We start from the raw sequence: 17,375 nt of genomic DNA on the forward strand, positions 1-17,375 counted from the left end.
GCACGTCCTTCATGGGCGGCGCGGCCATCAAACAAGAAGATAAGGAGACAACAATATGCAGCAAGCTTTGCCGAACGCCCGCTGGGCCATTGCCCTCGCCGCCGCCTGCGCCGTCCAGTGCGCGCAAGCAGCCCCCGACGACGCCCAGCAACGCGCGGCAAAACTGGTGAGCCAGATGACCATCGACGAAAAGATCGGCATGGTGTTCGGCCAGTTCGGCACCGAATTCCAGGGCAAGCAGCCGCCCGCCGAGGCGCTGGTGCAGTCGGCCGGCTATATCAAGGGTATCGAACGCCTGGGCATCACCCCGCAGTGGCTGACCGACGCCGGCATCGGCGTCGCCTCGCAACCGGGCAAGCAGACGCGCCTGCGCACCTCGCTGCCGGCGGGGATCGCCACCGCCGCCACCTGGAACCCCGCGCTGGCCTTCAAGGGCGCGGCCATGATCGGAAAGGAAGCGCGCCTGTCGGGCTTTAACGTGATGCTGGGCGGGAGCGTCAACCTGGCGCGCGAGCCGCGCAACGGCCGCAACTTCGAGTACACCGGCGAAGACCCGTTGCTGGCCGGGATCATGGCCGGCGAACAGATTCGCGGCGTGCAGTCGAACCACGTGATCTCGACCATCAAGCACTACGCCTACAACGACCAGGAGACGGGCCGCAACCACCTGAACGTCAAGATCGACGACGCGGCCGGCCGCATGTCCGACCTGCTGGCCTTCCAGATCGCCATCGAACGCGGCAATCCGGGCTCGGTCATGTGCTCGTACAATCGCATCGGCGGCGTGTACGGCTGCGAGAACGACCACCTGCTGAACAAGGTGCTCAAGCGCGACTGGGGCTATAAAGGCTACGTGATGTCCGACTGGGGCGCCGTCCATTCGACCATCCCGGCGGCGCTGGCAGGCCTGGACCAGCAGTCCGGCTACCCATTCGACAAATCGCCTTACTTCGATGGCGCGCTGAAAGAGGCGGTGCAGAACGGCCACGTGCCGGAACAGCGCCTGGACGATATGGTGGCGCGCATCCTGTGGGCGATGGGCGCGCACGGCGTGCTGGATAATCCAGTGAAGGTCCGCGACAAGGACATCGATTACGCCGCCCACGGCCGCATCTCGCAGGAAGACGCCGAGGAAGGCATCGTCCTGCTCAAGAATACGGGCAATGTACTGCCCTTGGCCCCGGGATTGAAACGGATCGCCATCATCGGCGGCCACGCCAACAAGGGCGTGCTGTCCGGCGGCGGCTCGGCCCAGGTCTATCCGCGCGGCGGCATGGCGGTGCCGAACGAGGGACCGGCGGCCTGGCCGGGGCCGATGGTCTATCTGCCAGGATCGCCGATGCAGGCCCTGGCCCGCCGCAGCAAGGCCAAGCTCGACTGGCATGACGGCAAGGATGCGGCAGGCGCCGCGAAGGTCGCCGCCGGCGCCGACGTGGTGCTGGTGTTCGCGACCCAGTGGACCTCGGAGGCGAACGACGTGCCGAATCTCTCGCTGCCGAACGCACAAGATGCGCTGATCGCCGCTGTTGCGAAAGCCAATCCGAGCACGGTGGTGGTGCTGCAGACCGGCACTCCGGTGACGATGCCGTGGGTGGACGCCGTGGCCGGGGTGGTCCAGGCCTGGTATCCGGGTACGAATGGCGGCGAAGCGATCGCACGCGTGCTGAGCGGCGAAGTGGATGCCTCTGGACGCCTGCCTCAGACCTTCCCGCTGTCCGAGAGCCAGCTGCCGCGCCCGAAACTCGATGGCCTGGATTTGCCCAAGGACAGCCGCTTCGACGTGGACTACGACATCGAAGGCGCGGCGGTGGGCTACAAATGGTTCGACCTGAAGGGCATCAAACCGCTGTTCGCCTTCGGCCACGGCCTGTCGTACACCAGCTTCACCTACACCAATCTCAAGGCCGAGGCGGCGGACGGCGGTATCCAGGTCAGCTTCGACACCGTCAACAGCGGCGCCCGCGCCGGCAAGGCGGTACCGCAAGTGTATGTGTCGAAGGACGGCGCCGGCTGGGAAGCGCCCAAGCGCCTGGGCGGCTGGGACAAGCTGGCCCTGAATGCCGGCGAGCGCCGCGCCAGCAAGGTCGCCGTCGACCCGCGCACGCTGGCGGTGTTCGATGCCGCGTCGAACCGCTGGAAGACAGCGGCCGGCGAATACCGCGTGATGCTCGCGACAGCTGCCGATGCGCCGGTGCAGACGGTGACCGTGCGCCTTCCGGCGCGCGAGTTCGCGGCCGGAGCACGCTAAGGGTACGCCATGCACGCCTTCCAACGCCGGGCGCTGCTGGCCTTCGTGGCGCTGCTCATCGCGAGCGTCCTCATGGGCCTCGCCGGCTATCGGCGCAGCTTCCTCGACGTTGCTCTCTTGAGCAGTCCGGGAGACAGCCAGGCGGCCTGGCGTGTCCGTCCGGGTGTCGATGCCTCGGTCGGCGGCGCCTCCAGCGTGCGGGTGCTCGACGACGGCCGGCGCCTGCGCATGGCGCTGAACGTCGCCAGCGGCACGGCCTATCCGTACGCCGAAGCCAACCTGTTCTTCCTGGGACCGGATGGAGAACCGGTGCATGCCGACCTGACGCGGTATGCCTCGGTGTCCTTCGTCGCCACCTGCGCGCCGCAGAATACCCTGTCGCTGGTGGCGCCGACCTTCGAGGAGGGTCTGTCCCGGCGCGGGGATCCGGCCAGCTACCGCGCTCCCTCAAGCTTCTTTTCCTGCAGTGAGCAAGGCAGCCGGGTCGAACTGGACCTGACGCGGATGGAGACGCCGCAATGGTGGTTCGCCCATGCGGGGCTGCCGCTGTCGCGCCAATCCTATCGCCTGGACCAGGTGCCCAAACTCGCCATCGGCAGCACCTTCCAGACGCCGCGCGACGTGCCGCTGGTGGTCGATGTCAGCAGCCTCACCTTGCACGGCCGCGACCTGCGCTGGATCTTCGCCCCCGGGGCGCTTGTGCTGCTGGCCTGGGCCGGCTTCGGCCTGTGGCTGTTCCGCGCCCACGCGCGCGCTCTGCGCCGCGAACTGCAGGACAAGCTGCAGAAGGACTTGCCAATCGTGGCCTACCAGCAGCTCTCGCTCGAACTGCCGCTCGAGCCGCGCCGTGACCGCGAAAAGGCGGCCATCCTGCAGGCGATGGCGAGCCGCTATGCCGAGGCCGATCTGGACCTGGAAGCCGTGGTGCAGGCCGCCGCCGTCAACCGCAACAAGGTCAACGAGATCCTCAAGGCCGAATTGGGTTTTACCTTCACCGGCTACCTGAACAAGCTGCGCCTTACCGAGGCGGCGCGCCTGCTGGCCGAGAAGGGATCGGCCACGGTCTCCGAGATTGCGTACACGGTCGGCTACAACAACGCCTCTTACTTCAACAAGTTGTTCCGGCAGGAGTATGGCTGCACGCCGAAGGCGTTCCGTGCTTCGCTTGCGGGCGCGCCCGATGCTGCCCAGCAAGCTGAAACGTCCGGCACGATTGCTTCAACTATCCGCATGGACCACGCCGCAAGAGCCAGCCCGACGTATGCTGGCACTTCGTCCTGTTCACCATCAGAGAGTTGACCCATGAAGCAGAAGCGCCTCCTGCACGCCGTCGTCGCGGCGCTGTGCGCCCTTCCCTTCGCCCTACCCCTGGCCGCGCAGGCGCAGCAGCGCACTATCGACGTCGACGTCACCCAGGTGCAGGGCAAGCTCGATCGCATGTTCAACCTGTCGGTCGGCGCGGGCCGCGCCAACGAGGGCTTGCGCGCCGACTGGCAACAGCAACTGGCCGAGATCCGGCGCGATGCGGGCTTTCGCTATATCCGCTTCCATGGCCTCCTGACCGACGACATGGCCGTGTACAAGATCGACGCCCAGGGCAAGGAACAGTACAACTTCCAGTACATCGATTCGCTGTTCGACTACCTACTCTCGATCGGCATCAAGCCCCTCGTGGAGCTGGGTTTCATGCCCAATGCCATGGCCAGCGGCACCAAGACCATCTTCTGGTGGCGCGGCAACGTCACGCCGCCGCGCGATTATGGCCAGTGGGAGCGCCTGATCGAGGCCCTCACGCGGCACTGGACCGAACGCTACGGCCGCGACGAGGTGGCAAGCTGGTACTTCGAGGTGTGGAACGAACCGAACCTGGACGGCTTCTGGGCCGGCACCCAGGACGAGTACTTCAAGCTGTACGCGCATGCGGCCCGCGCGGTCAAGCGCGTCGATCCGTCCTACCGGGTCGGCGGGCCGGCCACCGCCGGCGCGGCCTGGATTCCCGAGATGATCACTTATGCTGACAAGAACAAGGTGCCGCTGGACTTCGTCAGCACCCACTCCTACGGCGTGAGCCAGGGCTTTCTGGACGAATTCGGCACCACCGGGACGATCCTGAGCCGCGACGACATGGCGGTGGCCAGCGACGTGCTCAAGAACCGCAAGGAAATCGCCGCTTCCACCATGCCGAAACTCGAGCTGCACTATACCGAGTGGAGTTCGTCGTACACCCCAGCCGATCCGACCCACGACAGCTACCACCAGGCCGCCTACATCCTCAAGAAGCTCAAGCAGAGCAGCGGCGCGGTGCAGTCGATGTCGTACTGGGTGTTTACCGATATCTTCGAAGAGCCCGGTCCGCGCTTCGAGGCCTTCCACGGCGGCTTCGGCCTGATGAACACGCAAGGCATCAAGAAACCAGCCTATTTCGCCTACCAGTTCCTGAACCAGCTCGGCCACACGGAGTTGAAGAACGCCGACAAGGATTCCTGGGCGACGCTCGACGACAAGGGCAATGCCCAGGTCCTGTTATGGGACGTGACCCACACGCTGCCCGACAAGGTCAACAACCAGCAGTTCTACATCAAGGACTTGCCGCCGAAGCCCAAGGGCCAGGTCGCGGTGGCGCTGCGGGGCCTGAAGCCGGGCGCCTACGCGATGACCGTGTCGCAGGTCGGCTACAAGCAGAACGACGCCTTCACCGCCTATATCGGCATGGGTTCGCCGAAACAGCTGACGCGGCAGCAGGTCGCGACGCTCAAGGCACAGGCCACCGGCAAGCCGTCGCAACAAAAGACGGTCACCGTCGGCGCTGACGGAAGGCTGGCCACCAGCCTGCCGCTGCGCGAGAACGACGTCTATCTACTCCAGTTCGCCCCGGCAAAATGATGGGTCAGCCTCGCGCCAGGATGGCGGCGATCGCCGCATCCGAACGTTTATAGAACGCCGGCCATTCCTGGTCATAGCTCGCCCTCGCCTTTTGCGTGAGCACACCTCGCGAGGTGAATATGTGCAGCAGACTGCCATCGCGCTGGACGACGACCTCGGGCGTGACGATCTCTGACTCGATAACCTTCTCGCCCGGGTTCTTCGCAATGGGCGCGAAGCGGCCTGGGACTTCGATAACCTGGACCCGGCCGTCCGCTCCCTGCCGGATATGGATGATCTTCGTCTCTCCCGGCCCCATGGCGTCGCGCAGTCGCGTGACGCCCGCGTACGCCTCACGCGCCGCCCGGGCATCGAAGCCTCTTTGCAGCATGTCGATCACGACGCCGAAGCCGCCGAGGTATTTTGAGATGGCCGGGTCGACAGGCTGCGGCCGCTGGAGGCCTTGCCAGGCCATGCCGAGCATGTCGACCATGGCCGCGCTATCGAGCCCGGCCGCGGCGACTGGCGCGGCGACGTCCGGCGCCGAGGCCGTCGCCACGGCGGCGGCGGAGGTTTCGGTCGAGCTGGCAGTCACGGTCGACCCGGCATCGGGAGTACGCGGATATGTCGCCGGACTGGCGGCAGGTTCATCCGCGGACTGCGGCGTCTTTACGTCCGCTTTGGCCGTCGACTGCGGCCACCAATCGAATGCTGCGCAACCTGTCAGCCCAAGGACCGAGCTGGCGAGCACGATACGCGCCAAGAGCAATTTCATCGCGACCTCCCTGAATATGCGTCGATAGAGGGAGCATCATGACGCGCAGCGCGGGCGGCACCTTATATCTATAACAAGCCAAGCGCCGGTTGGCACATCGTGGTGGTGAAGCATTGGCCTCGACATCCGACTACGTTAGAATCGTGCAACGCTGATCGCATCGATCCAGCGCTCACTGGTCACGCAACAATACGGGAAACGATATGGCAAAGAAGGAAGAAGAACTGGACGAAGAAACATTGGCGTTCATCCAGTGGTGCATCGAAGTGGAAGGTTTCCTGGTCGCCGGCGGCGCCACCGTCAAGGAGGCCCAGGATCACATCGAGGAAGAGATCGAGTGGTTCACCGACCAGTTCTACGATTCGCTCACGCCTGAAGAGGCAGCGAAGGAAGCACTGGCCTGAAAACCGCTCAGCGCGGGTAGGTGAAGCCGGTGCGGATATCCATCGGCGCCAGCTTCTCGCGCGTGCGCACCGTCAGGCGCTGCGGCGGCTCGTCGCCGGCCAGGGCGCCCGGTGTGAACGGCAGTCCTTCCGCCTTGCGCACCAGCGCATCGCAACGCTCGTAGACGTTCGGGCAGCCGGTGGCCGCCAGCAGCGCCTGCACCACCGGCACCTTCCACAGGTCGACGCCGCCGGCATTGAACTGGCAGATCAGGTAGCCGTCCGGGCCGCCATAGCCCTGCACCACCAGGCCGGGCAAGCCATCCTTTTCCCCATCGATCAGCTGGATCAGCGCATCCGGGCCAATCGCACGCCAGGTATCGGCGCGACGCTCGATGGCTGCTTGCACGCGGCGCTTGATGAGCGCATGGTCGATCGCTTCATCCTCGCGCAAGGTCCAGACGCGGGCCGCGATCTGCGACTTGCCGTTGTAGGCGGCGCGCGCCAGGAACTGGCGCGACGACGACTGCACGACGGCGGTGACACCGATCTTGTTGCGTTCGTGCGGCTTGCCCTCGACTCTTTCGATGGCGGACTGGTAGATCCAGGGATCGCCGGCAAGGATCGACTTTTCCTTGCCCTGCTTGATGGTGATGATGAGCATGTGCGGCTTTCTTGACTAAGGGCGGCATGATACCGCACTCGCCTACCACCCCATTTTTTGCCGTACGAATGTGGTCAGCAAGTCCGCGTTCGCCTGGTGCTGCGCCACCCGCGGGTGCTTGCCGTAGCCGGTGAACGGGAAGAACAGCGTGTCGATGCGCGTGTCACCCGCCGTCCGCAGATTCTTGACGGCAGTCTTGACATACCCTGGCCAGGGCGAACCGGCCTTGGTCGCATCCATGCTGCCGAGCGCGCACACGATATAGGCCTTCGGATACAGCGACCGGACGCGCGCGACGAAGTCCTGATAGGCCGCGATTCGCTGCGCCTCATCGGGTTCGGGCTGCAGCTTGTGGTCGCGCCCGATCAGCCAGCTGTCGTTCTGCATCAGGTTCACCACCACCACGTCCGGCGTCCAGCGCGAAAAATCCCAGCGGCTGTCGTTGTCGCCGACTGCGCTCAGCTGGTCGTAGAAGTCAGGCATCGTGAACGGGAACCAGCTGATCATGATGCCGATGCCGCCCTGCGAGGTGAAATGCGCTTCGGCGCCGAGCTGGCGGGCGGCGATCGCGGCATAGGAGCGGTAGTTGTTCTTGTCCTTGCCGTGGTGGTCTTCGCCATCGTCAGGCGCTTCGTTGCCCATGCCGCTGGTGATGGAATCGCCGAAGAATTCGATGCGCCGTCCCGGCCTGGCCGTCGGTGCCTGCAATGACGCTTTATCGTCCAGCTCCAGGCCGAGGAAGACGGTGGCGCCCTCCTCGCCTTCGGTGCGCTTGGTCAGCAAAACACGATGCGCGCCGGGCTTCAAACCGTTGGCCACCAGGTAGGTCTTCTTGCCCTTGTCGAGCTGCAGGATGATCGGCCGTTCGGTGTCGCCGTCGAGGAAGACGTTGTAGTAGTTCTTGCCGTGCTGGTCGTCGAGGACGATGGCCAGCGAGGTGCCGGTGAAAATGGCCTCCACCGACGTGCCGGGCCAACTCAACACCGGGGCACGCCGATCGCTGAAGTCGATACGGCCCGTGTACTGCAGGTGCTGGTGGTCCGGCGCCACCGTGTCGACCGCGTGGGCAGGCGTCAGCGCCAGCAACCCGGCCAAGGCCAGGCCTGCGGCGAAGGGAAAGATGTTCATGGGTTTCAATCGAAAGTGCCGGGCACGCGCACGTGCCCGGCGGGTAATTACAGCTTGATGCTTACCGGCTTGCCGTCATACACCACCGACTTGTCCGACGCATCCATATCGGCCGCGGTCGACACGCCCGGCTTGATCAGGCGCACCTTGAACTCGCGCTTCTCGACCATGCCCTGATAGCGCCCGGCGCGCTCGCCGATCTGCACCACGCCGGCCTTGTCATCGTAGCTGATCGGGATGCGGCTGGCTTCACCACGCTGGTAGCCGTTCGAGACGCCGTCGTCCTCGTACAGCGTCGCCACGCCATTCGCCCCAGCGTACACGAACACCGTCACCGGCGCATCCGGCTTCTCGTCGACGTACTGGGTGACCGGGCCGGCCGTGATCACCGAGCCGGCCTTGACGAACAGCGGCATGCGCTCGCGCGGCGCCTGGATGGTACGGGTCGCGCCGCCCTGGTGGCGCTCGCCGGTGTGGAAGTCGTACCAGTCGGCGCCGGCCGGCAGGTAGACCTGGCGCTGGCGCGCCTTGTACTCGTACACCGGCGCCACCAGGAACGACGGGCCGAACATATACTGGTCCTTGACGTTCTTGGCCTTGTCGTCGTTGGGGAAGTCCATCGCCAGGCCGCGCATCATGGTGCCCGAGCGGTAGTGGGTGTCCGAGGCGACGGTGTAAATATACGGCATCAGGCGATAGCGCAGCTTCAGCCACCACACCATATTGTCGCGCATCGCGTCGTCGCCGGCGGCGATGTTATAGATCTCGCGCTTGACCACTTCGCCGTGCGAACGGAACAGCGGCGTGAAGGCGCCGAACTGGAACCAGCGGTGATTCAGCTCGCGCCACTCTTCCATGTCTTCCGGATTGGCCTTGGCGCGGCTGGTGACGCGGTTTTCCTGGGCCGAGCCGACGTCGCCGGTCTGGAACCGCACTTCCTGGGCATAGCCGCCGATGTCGTGGGTCCAGTTCGGAACGCCCGACATCGACATATTGGTGCCCGACGCGATCTGGTCATACAGATTGTTCCAGCGCCCGACCGTGTCGCCGCTCCACACCGCCACGGCATTCCTCTGGATGCCCGCGAAGCCCGAACGCGACAGGATGAACTGGCGCTTGTCGGGCTGGTCGCGCTTGAGGCCATCGATCATGGCGCCCGTGCTCACCAGGCTGTAGGGATTGAAGGTGATTTCGCCGGCGCCGTAGACGGTCGGTCCGATCAGCTCCTTGAAGTCTTCCAGGCGGCTGTTGGACAGCACGTCCGGCTCGGTATTGTCCATCCACCAGGCGTCGAAGCCCAGATCGACCAGCTTGGTCTTGAGCTGGCGGTAATAGATGTCGCGCGCTTCCTTGGTGTACGGATCGTAGTGGCTGTTGAGGTAACCCTTGCCGACCCAGTCGCGCGAGCCGTTCTCGACGTTCTTGGTCCACATATGGCCCTTAGCTGCGAACTCCTTGTAGTTGTCGGTATTGGCGTAGAACTTGCCCCACACCGACAGCATGATGCGCGCGTTCTGCTTGTGGACGGCGTCGACCAGGCCTTTCGGATCCGGGAAGCGGGTCTTGTCGAAGTCGTGCGAGCCCCAGCCATCCTCGGGCCAGTAGAACCAGTCCTGCACGATATTATCGAGCGGCCAGCCACGCTTGCGGTATTCGCCCAGTGCGTCGAGCAGCTGCTGCTGGGTCTCGTAGCGTTGGCGCGACTGCCAGAAGCCATAGGCCCACTTCGGCATCATCGGCGCCTGGCCGGTCAGGTGGCGGTAGCCGGCAATGGCGCCGTCCATGCTGTCGGCGCTGATCACGTGGTAGTTGATTGCCTCGGCGATCTCGGACGACATGGTCAGCGAATGGCGCTCCGCGCTTGGCAGCGGGTTGTTGTGGGTGATGGCGACCATGCCGCCCGACGGCTTCCACTCCAGATGCAGCTTGACCGGTTTGTTCTTGTCGAATTTGACTTCGAAGTTGTGATACCACGGGTTCCAGCCCATGCGCCACACGTCCATCACTTCCTTGCCGTCCACCGTCAGCTTGGCGTAGTCCGACGAGTACAGCTGCATCTTGTGCACGCCCGGCTTGTCGCTGCTCATGGTGCCTTCCCACACCACGCGCACGTTCTTGAGGTCCTTGGCCGGCTTGAGTTCTTTCGGCCAGTTCTCGTCCACGTCCTTCAGGTACTGGTAGTCGATGTCTTTTTCCTGGCGCGTCAGCGCCAGCTTGCCGTCGACGTAGTAGCGCGCAGTCAGGCCGGCCTGCTTGCCGTCCGGGCTGCGCAAGACCAGGTCGCGCGACATGTGGTCGTAGGGCGTGGCGTCGCCGAAGCGCGAGATCGAGTTGTTGTCCCACAGGAGGCCATAGCCCTTGTCCGATACGACGAAGGGCACGGCGGCGATCATATTGTGCTGCGCCAGCAGCACGTCTTCGCCGTTGTAGTTCATCTGGTTGTTCTGGTGCTGGCCCAGGCCGTAATAGGCGTCTTTCGTACCGTGGTTGAAGCCCTGCTTGATCGCCAGGAAGGGCTTGCCGCCGACGTCGACCGGCTTCATCGACTCGGACGCCTGGGCCAGGAAGCGCTTGCCGGCGGCGTCGAAGAATTGGACCTGGCCGTCTTTCAGGGAGACGGTGGCCGCGATCTTGCCCGCCTTGAGCTGGACATTGTCTGTCGTAGGCGTAACCGTGAACGCGCATTTGTCGGCGCACGGGGTGGCTACCGTCATGAGCGAGGGCGTGAGCGTCTTGTTGTCCTGGGCGAGCTTCACCACCTGGATGATGTTGTCGCTCATGAGGTTCAGGCGCACCACCTTGGCGCCGGTGTCTGGCCTGACCTCGATGCCGGTGGCGGTCTGCTGGAAAGTGCCCGCATGGGCCTGGAGCCCGGAGGTGAGGAACAGCACCGCGGCTGCCAGCTGGGTCTGTCTCATACGCATACGCATTGTCGATCTCCTGTAATAATCGTTGTTATTCCTGGTACGTACCGAGCCTGACCTTCAGCACCACCGGCGTCGCCGGCAGGTTGATGCCATAGTCGGTCTGGTCGCCGTTCCAGTTGCGCTCCATGACCCAGCGGCCATTGGCATCGAAACGGCCCTCCTCCACCCGCGCCAGCAGCGAGGGCTTGCCTGCATTCGGGCCATCGCCCGCGAACTTCACCCGCGCCTGCTGGCCGACGAGCACGAACTCGCTCTCGCCGACCTGGGCGATGGACACGCCGCCGCCCGGCTTCTCGGTGCCTTCCTTGTATTCGCTCTTGTCCTTCAGGTACTGGCGCTCGCCGAACTGGAATTCGCGGAACGACACGGTTGCCTTCCAGCCTTTCAGCTCCACCGTCTGCGGCGCGCGGTCGTCGCCCTCGGCCACGCCGTGGGTGCGGCCCTCGAAGGCCCAGCGCGCCCACTGGCGCTGCATCGGCGCGAACACGCCGTACACGGTTGCAAAGGGCTCGATCATGCGGCGGTCGGTGTACTTGGAGCCCAGCGGGTAATTGCTGTACTCGAAGTAGTCAAGTCCGAACGGCGCCACGCCCAGGGCCCCCATGCCGAGGATCTGGTACACATAGCGCGCATAGCCCGCCGCATTGCCCATCTCTGGCACCATCAGCGCGTTGTCGGGCCGCTGGTAGGATTTCAGCACCGCCGTCACCTTGTTCGATTCCGGCATATAGATGTCGGGCGCCGCCAGGTCGATGTGCGGCGCGGCGGCCTTGTAGATGTCGATCACGTCCCAGGTCGGCCCGCCGCTGGCGAAATTGGATTTCCACGGCGCCGCCGGCTTGCCGTCGAGCGAAGGCTCGCGCAGGGCGGCGTTGACGAACATCGGCAGGTCGTACACCGCACGGCCAGCCTTGGCGATCGACTCGATATAGCTGGCGATAGCCCAGGAATGGAAATACTGGTCGGCGTAGTCGCCATACACCTGGCGCCAGCTGCCCTGGCTCACGCCAGCCACCTTCGGCTTCTGGCGCGCCAGCACCGCGGCCGGCACTGGCTGGCGGAAGGCCGCCTCGGCGCGTTCGCCATGGTCACGCGGGACGCCATAGGTGCCCACTTCGTTCTCGACCTGCACCATGATCACGGTGCGGTGGCCGCTGTCGATCTTCTTGATGTGCTCCATCATTTTGACGAAGGCGCGGCGATCGAGCGCCAGGGTCTGCTCGCCGAACGGCGAATGGCTGTAGACCGTCTTGCCATCCTTGTCCTTCATGCGCGGGAAACGCTGATTGTCGAACTTGACCCACTCCGGCAGATAGCCCGGCCCGGTGTTCTTCCAGGTGCCGAACCAGACGATGACGAGCCTGATATCGTTTTCACGCGCTTGCGAAACGAGGGCGTCGAGAAAGCTGAAGTCGAATTCTCCTTCTTTCGGCTCCACCTGTTCCCAGGCGATCGGCATCTCGAGGGTATTGGCGCGAGCATCCTTCAGCGCCGCCCAGACCTTGGGCAAGGCGCCAGGGTAGTTGCTAGAGTTGTGGGCCTGGCCCGCGAGCATCAGGAACGGCGCGCCGTCCACCATCAGCGCGTGCCGGCCTTCCTTTTCGACGAGGCGCGGCAGCTCTGGGTCGGCGGCGGCCGCGCCGGCGCTGGCCAGCAGCAGGCATAGCGGCGCGAGCGTCGGTGCCAAGCGGCGCGCGATCTGAGTCATGGTCATGCTGGTTGTCTCCTTGGTTGTCGTTCTTGTCGTTATCGGAACTGCGCTACATCCAGGCTACGGCTCTGGCCTTTCGCCAGTTCGACCTCGATGAGTTTCGTGCCGTAGCGGACCTTGACGGGACCGCCCGTTCCCGCGACTGCGCGCACGGTGGCGCCAAGCAGGCGGCCACCAGCCCAATGCAGATCCACTTCGTATCCACCACGCGCACGCAATCCCTTTACTGACCCACGCGCCCAGGTAGACGGCAGCGCCGGCAACAGGTGCAGTTCACCGCCCTGCGATTGCAGCAGCATCTCGGCGATCGCCGCGGTGGCGCCGAAATTGCCGTCGATCTGGAACGGCGGGTGGGCGTCGAGCAGGTTCGGGTAGGTGCCGCCCGCATTGTTATGCTCAGAGAAGATGCCGCCCTGTTCGGCCGCACGCGCACCGGGCGCCGCCAGCAGGCCGCGCAGCATGCGGTGGGCGCGGTCGCCGTCGTGCAACCTGGCCCAGAACGCCATCTTCCAGGCCATCGACCAGCCGGTGCCGGCGTCGCCGCGTGCTTCGAGGGTGCGCCGCGCAGCGCGCGCTAGTTCCGGCGTGCGCACGGCATCGATCTGGCGTCCGGGGAATAGCGCGAACAGGTGCGACACGTGGCGGTGGGTGTCCTGCGGCGTGTCGAGCACGGGGTCCTTCTTCTCTTCCAGCCATTCGAGCAGTTGGCCCCAGCTGCCGATGCGCGGCCCGGCCAGGCGGTCGCGCATGGCCGTCAGCGTCGCGCGCAGCTCCGGATCGACCCGCAGGATGCCGGCCGCCTCCACCGTATTGTTAAACAGGTCCCACACGATCTGCTGGTCGTAGGCGATGCCATCCTCGACCGGGCCGTGTTCCGGCGACCAGCCCTGCGGTGCGACCAGGCGTCCGTCCGGCAGCGCTTTCAGATAATCCTGCCAGAAGGCGCTGGCCTCCTTCATCATCGGATAGGCCACCTCGCGCAGGAAGCGCTCATCGCGGCTGAACGCATAGTGTTCCCAGAAGTGCTGGGCATACCAGGCGTTGCCGGTCTTGTTCCACAGGTAGCCCATGGCGCCGAAGGGATTGGACTCGGTGCGCAGGGTCCAGCCGCGCACCGGCTGGCCGTCGGCGCGGCGGAACTCCTCGGCCGTAGCGCGGCGCCACACCGGGGCCACGCCGTTCACGAAATCGAAGAACGGCACCGCCAGCTCGCCCAGGTTGGTCACCTCGGCCGGCCAGTAATTCATCTGGATATTGATGTTGGTGTGGTAATCCGAATTCCACGGCGGCGTGAGGCTGTTATTCCACAGCCCCTGCAGATTAGCCGGCAGCGAGCCGCGCGAACTGGAAGCCAGCAAGTAGCGGCCGTACTGGAAGTACTGGGCCTCCAACTCCGGATCGCCTCCGTCCTTCGTATAGGCCAGCAGGCGCGCATCGGTTGGCAGCGCGCGGCGCGCGGCCGGTGTCTCGCCCAGGTCGATCGCCACACGTTTCAACAGGCGCCCGACATCCTCAACGTGTTCCTTGAGGAGCGCCGCTGGCACTCGCTCCGCGGCCTTATCGACCTGTGCGGTCACGCGCGCCAGCGGATGCCCGCCATCGAAGTTGCGCGCGGCGTCGAGCACATAACTGGTGCCGGCGCCAAGGATCAGGGTCAGTCCATCGGCGCCCGCGAAAGCGATGCGCTCGCCGTCGGCAACCAGCTTGCCGCCATCGCTGACCACCTGCACCTGGCTTGCGTAAGACATCACATTACCGCTCGGCGCCTGGTCGGGCAGCGCGAAGCCGGCCAGTGTGCCCGACGCATACAGGCGTCCGTTCGCCACCGCGAGGTGAGCGCCATGGCGATCGGTCAGGGCCACGGCGCCGGTATAGCGGCCGGGCCGGTCGGCAGTCAGGCGCAGCACGATCACCTGCGCCGGATAGCTCGCCCAGGCCTCGCGCCGGTAGCGCACGCCGCCATGCGTGTAAGTCACCGTGTGCACGCCGCGCTCGAGGTCGAGCGTGCGGCGGTAGTCGGTCACGTCGCTCTCGTGGCCGGGCAGTTCGACCAGCAGGTCGCCGAAGGGTTGGAAGGCGCCCATGGTCCGGTCGTCGCCGGTCCACAGCGTGATGTCGTTGAACTGCAGGTGCTCGCGATCAGGCTGGCCGAACACCATGGCGCCGATGCGGCCATTGCCGATCGGGAGCGCCTCCTTTTCCCAGCCCTGCTCGTTATCCTGGGCCGGCCGGTCGTAGCGCAGCACCATCTCGGGCGCAGCGCTGCTGCTCGCCGCCAGCACGAGGGCGCAGGCGCCGAGCAGCAGGCGCAGGCTGGAGAAGATCGTCATATCGGGCCAGGCCTTCCATAGACGATGCCGCGGCCGGCGGTGCTCATATAGACCACCCCGAACCGGTTCATGTCGCCGACGATGAAGTGGCCGTCGCCAGGACCGCCGTACTGGTGGGCGTCGTCGTTGATGCGCTGCCAGCTGCGCCCCAGGTCGAGCGAGCGGTGGATGCCGCGCACGCCCTCGATGCTGCCCCAGATGTACAGGGTCGGTTCAAGCTTGCCCGGGGCGGCCTTGCCGAAACCGACCGCGCCGCAGTAAGCGACGCCGGCCAGCGGCGCGAAGCTGGCGCCGCCGTCGAGCGAGCGCACCAGGCCGCCGTCCTTGAGCGCCACCCACAAATCTCCCTCGCGGCCCGGCAGCGCCCGTATCAGTGTCGAGCCACCCGGCGGCAGGCTGGCGCGCGGGGCGAAGCTGGCGCCTCCGTCACTGCTCGCCATCAGCGCCTTGCCGTCATAGGCATAGAACACCTTCGGGTTGACTGGATCGGCGACGGCGCGCAAGTCGCGGCCCGCCAGGCCCGCCACTTGCGCCCAGCTGGCGCCTTCGTCATGCGACCGGTACAGGGTCGACGAGCCCTGCGGCGTATGGACAAGGGTCGCGCCATCGCTCGACATCGCGATCCTCCCGCGTTTGCCCTGCATCGTCGCCGTCTGCGTCCAGGTGACGCCGCCGTCGCGCGTGATGAGCATCGCATCGCCCACCCGCACCATGCTGCCCGGGCGGCGGGCGGCGGCATCGAGCCCGGTGGTGGTGCCGATTTCTGGTCGATGGATGCGCCCCGGGCGCGCCGGATCGTCGTGCACGAAGCCGTCGTAGTCGCCGATGGCCGAGACCAGCGGCGCGCCCTGCATACTGACCAGGCCGAGCGGCACGGTCTCTTCCAGGCCTTTCACGGTAAACGTCCAGGTGGCCGGCGTGGCCTCGATATCGGGCGTGCGGAACACCCCGTTGCCGGACGTGACCCATACCGCTCGTGGGTCCAGCGGATCGAATTCGACCGAGCCGGCCCAGTGGATCGCATGGCCTTCGAGCCAGGGCACGCCCGCCGCATCGCGCTGGAAGCCGCGCGCGATCACGTCGACCCAGTTGGCGCCGGCATCGTGCGACACGAAAATGCGGTCGCCGCGTGCATCGCCCTGGGCGATGAAGGTATTGATGGTGGAGACCACCAGCCGCCTGGGATTGCCCGGGTCGACACTGATCCCGGCGAACGGCCGGTTCGATCCCACCGGCGTCACGTTGCGCCAGGCGCCGCTGGCGATCTCGTATTGCCACACCTGCCCACGGTCGATCGGCTCGCTGCCGCTCTTGTCCGGGTGCGGGCCGGCGCCGTTGGCATAGGTGATATAAAGCTTACCGGCGCCGTCGAAGGCAGCGCGCTGCGGCATGAGCCCGGCCGGGCTTCCCGCCACCGGCACGAAGCTCGCGCTGGCGTCGTCGCTGCGGTACAGGTTAGGACCGACGCTGCCGAAGCGCGACACCCCGATGAACAGCCTCTGCGCGCGGCCCTGCCTGACGCTGGCGGGATCAGGCAGCACGATATTCAGGCCGACGTCGTTCGGCGTTGTCGTTACCGCCAGCGCCGTGTTGCGCTGCCAGGTACTGCCGCCATCGGCGCTCTCGAACAGGCCGTCGCGGCGAGAGCCCAGGTAGAGGCGCTTACCAGAACCCGGATCGACGGCCAGCCGTTCGCCGCCCTGGCGTCCGAAGCCGTTGCCGTGGGTCTTGAACTGGCCGCTGACGTCGATCACGTCGAAAGTCTTGCCGTAATCGTTCGAGCGCAGGACGGCGGTGCGGCCGCCGTTCAGGTAGGCGATGCCCGCCAGCAGCCACACCCTGCCGGCGTTATCGGGGTCGATCGCCAATGCGTCAATGCCCAGGAAGCCAGTCTGGTCCTCGCCCACCCAGTCGAGCAGCGGCGTCCAGCGGCCTTCTTTCGCACGCCACAGGTAGGCGCCGCCAACGTCGGTGCGGGCGTAGGCCACGCCCGGTTCGCTGCGGCTGGACACGATCGCCGTCACGAAGCCACCGCCGCCGATGGCGACGCTGTCCCAGACATAGCTGGCGCCGTTCGGAACGACGGGGGCGGCCGTGGCCGCGGCGGCGACGCACACGGCCGCAACCACGCCCAGGACCCTGCGCCAACCCATGCCGGGTAGACGGGCGATCGTGGTACGCATCTTGTCTCCTGCCTGTATTTATTATTGGCTTGCTTGCAACCATGCTAATCAATACAGGAGGGGCTTGCAACTAAAATGTTCGCGCTAACAGAAAACGTTATCATTCAGGCTGAATGTTTTATCGACGATCCTGCAACAGCGCCTGATTGCGTATTACATCGACG

The 17,375-nt window shown here is 65.6% G+C and carries 11 protein-coding genes; 4 read left to right on the forward strand and 7 right to left on the reverse strand.

The genetic code is table 11. The features are described 5' to 3' along the window. Window positions 1-55: 55 nt before the first annotated feature. From FVD38_RS07785 to FVD38_RS07795, 3 genes are read left to right on the forward strand one after another with little or no spacing between them, the layout of a single operon-like run. Window positions 56-2,248: a beta-glucosidase family protein gene (locus FVD38_RS07785; protein ID WP_147934292.1), complete on the forward strand. Its 2,193-nt coding sequence runs from the start codon at window positions 56-58 to the stop codon at window positions 2,246-2,248. A gap of 9 nt (window positions 2,249-2,257) precedes the next feature. Further along, complete coding sequence (locus FVD38_RS07790; protein ID WP_147934293.1) at window positions 2,258-3,547, forward strand: helix-turn-helix domain-containing protein; 1,290 nt, start codon at window positions 2,258-2,260, stop codon at window positions 3,545-3,547. A gap of 3 nt (window positions 3,548-3,550) precedes the next feature. After that, on the forward strand, window positions 3,551-5,131 hold the full coding sequence (locus tag FVD38_RS07795) for a GH39 family glycosyl hydrolase (RefSeq protein ID WP_147934294.1): 1,581 nt from the start codon (window positions 3,551-3,553) through the stop codon (window positions 5,129-5,131). A 4-nt stretch (window positions 5,132-5,135) separates the two neighbouring features. On the opposite strand, the gene FVD38_RS07800 is transcribed toward FVD38_RS07795, so the two are convergent. After that, a complete protein-coding gene (locus FVD38_RS07800) occupies window positions 5,136-5,885 on the reverse strand; it encodes a hypothetical protein (protein ID WP_147934295.1) in 750 nt (249 codons plus the stop codon). 203 nt (window positions 5,886-6,088) lie between these two features. Between FVD38_RS07800 and FVD38_RS07805 the strand changes: the two genes are divergently transcribed. Next, window positions 6,089-6,289, forward strand: coding sequence for a hypothetical protein (locus tag FVD38_RS07805; protein WP_123072150.1), 201 nt, complete (start codon window positions 6,089-6,091; stop codon window positions 6,287-6,289). Between the two features lie 7 nt (window positions 6,290-6,296). Here the strand turns inward: FVD38_RS07805 and FVD38_RS07810 are convergent, their stop codons facing one another. The 6 genes from FVD38_RS07810 to FVD38_RS07835 are packed head-to-tail and all read right to left on the reverse strand — an operon-like array spanning window position 6,297 to window position 17,211. Further along, entirely contained in the window at window positions 6,297-6,932 is a 636-nt protein-coding gene (locus tag FVD38_RS07810) for a class I SAM-dependent rRNA methyltransferase (RefSeq protein WP_147934296.1), read from the reverse strand. A 42-nt stretch (window positions 6,933-6,974) separates the two neighbouring features. Then, a complete protein-coding gene (locus FVD38_RS07815) occupies window positions 6,975-8,060 on the reverse strand; it encodes an SGNH/GDSL hydrolase family protein (RefSeq protein WP_147934297.1) in 1,086 nt (361 codons plus the stop codon). A gap of 47 nt (window positions 8,061-8,107) precedes the next feature. Beyond that, window positions 8,108-10,984, reverse strand: a complete 2,877-nt coding sequence (locus FVD38_RS07820) for a glycoside hydrolase family 31 protein (RefSeq protein WP_229493497.1) — start codon at window positions 10,982-10,984, stop codon at window positions 8,108-8,110. 31 nt (window positions 10,985-11,015) lie between these two features. Next, window positions 11,016-12,701 carry a GH35 family beta-galactosidase gene (locus tag FVD38_RS07825; protein WP_147934298.1) on the reverse strand — a complete coding sequence of 562 codons (1,686 nt, stop codon included), beginning with the start codon at window positions 12,699-12,701 and terminating at the stop codon, window positions 11,016-11,018. A gap of 32 nt (window positions 12,702-12,733) precedes the next feature. Beyond that, entirely contained in the window at window positions 12,734-15,028 is a 2,295-nt protein-coding gene (locus FVD38_RS07830; protein WP_147934299.1) for a glycoside hydrolase family 95 protein, read from the reverse strand. Then, window positions 15,025-17,211: a WD40/YVTN/BNR-like repeat-containing protein gene (locus FVD38_RS07835; protein ID WP_147934300.1), complete on the reverse strand. Its 2,187-nt coding sequence runs from the start codon at window positions 17,209-17,211 to the stop codon at window positions 15,025-15,027. Before FVD38_RS07835 ends, FVD38_RS07830 begins: the two co-directional genes overlap by 4 nt. Between the last annotated feature and the right edge of the window lie 164 nt (window positions 17,212-17,375).

The sequence above is a fragment of the Massilia arenae genome (assembly GCF_008014745.1).
GTDB lineage: Bacteria > Pseudomonadota > Gammaproteobacteria > Burkholderiales > Burkholderiaceae_D > Telluria > Telluria arenae.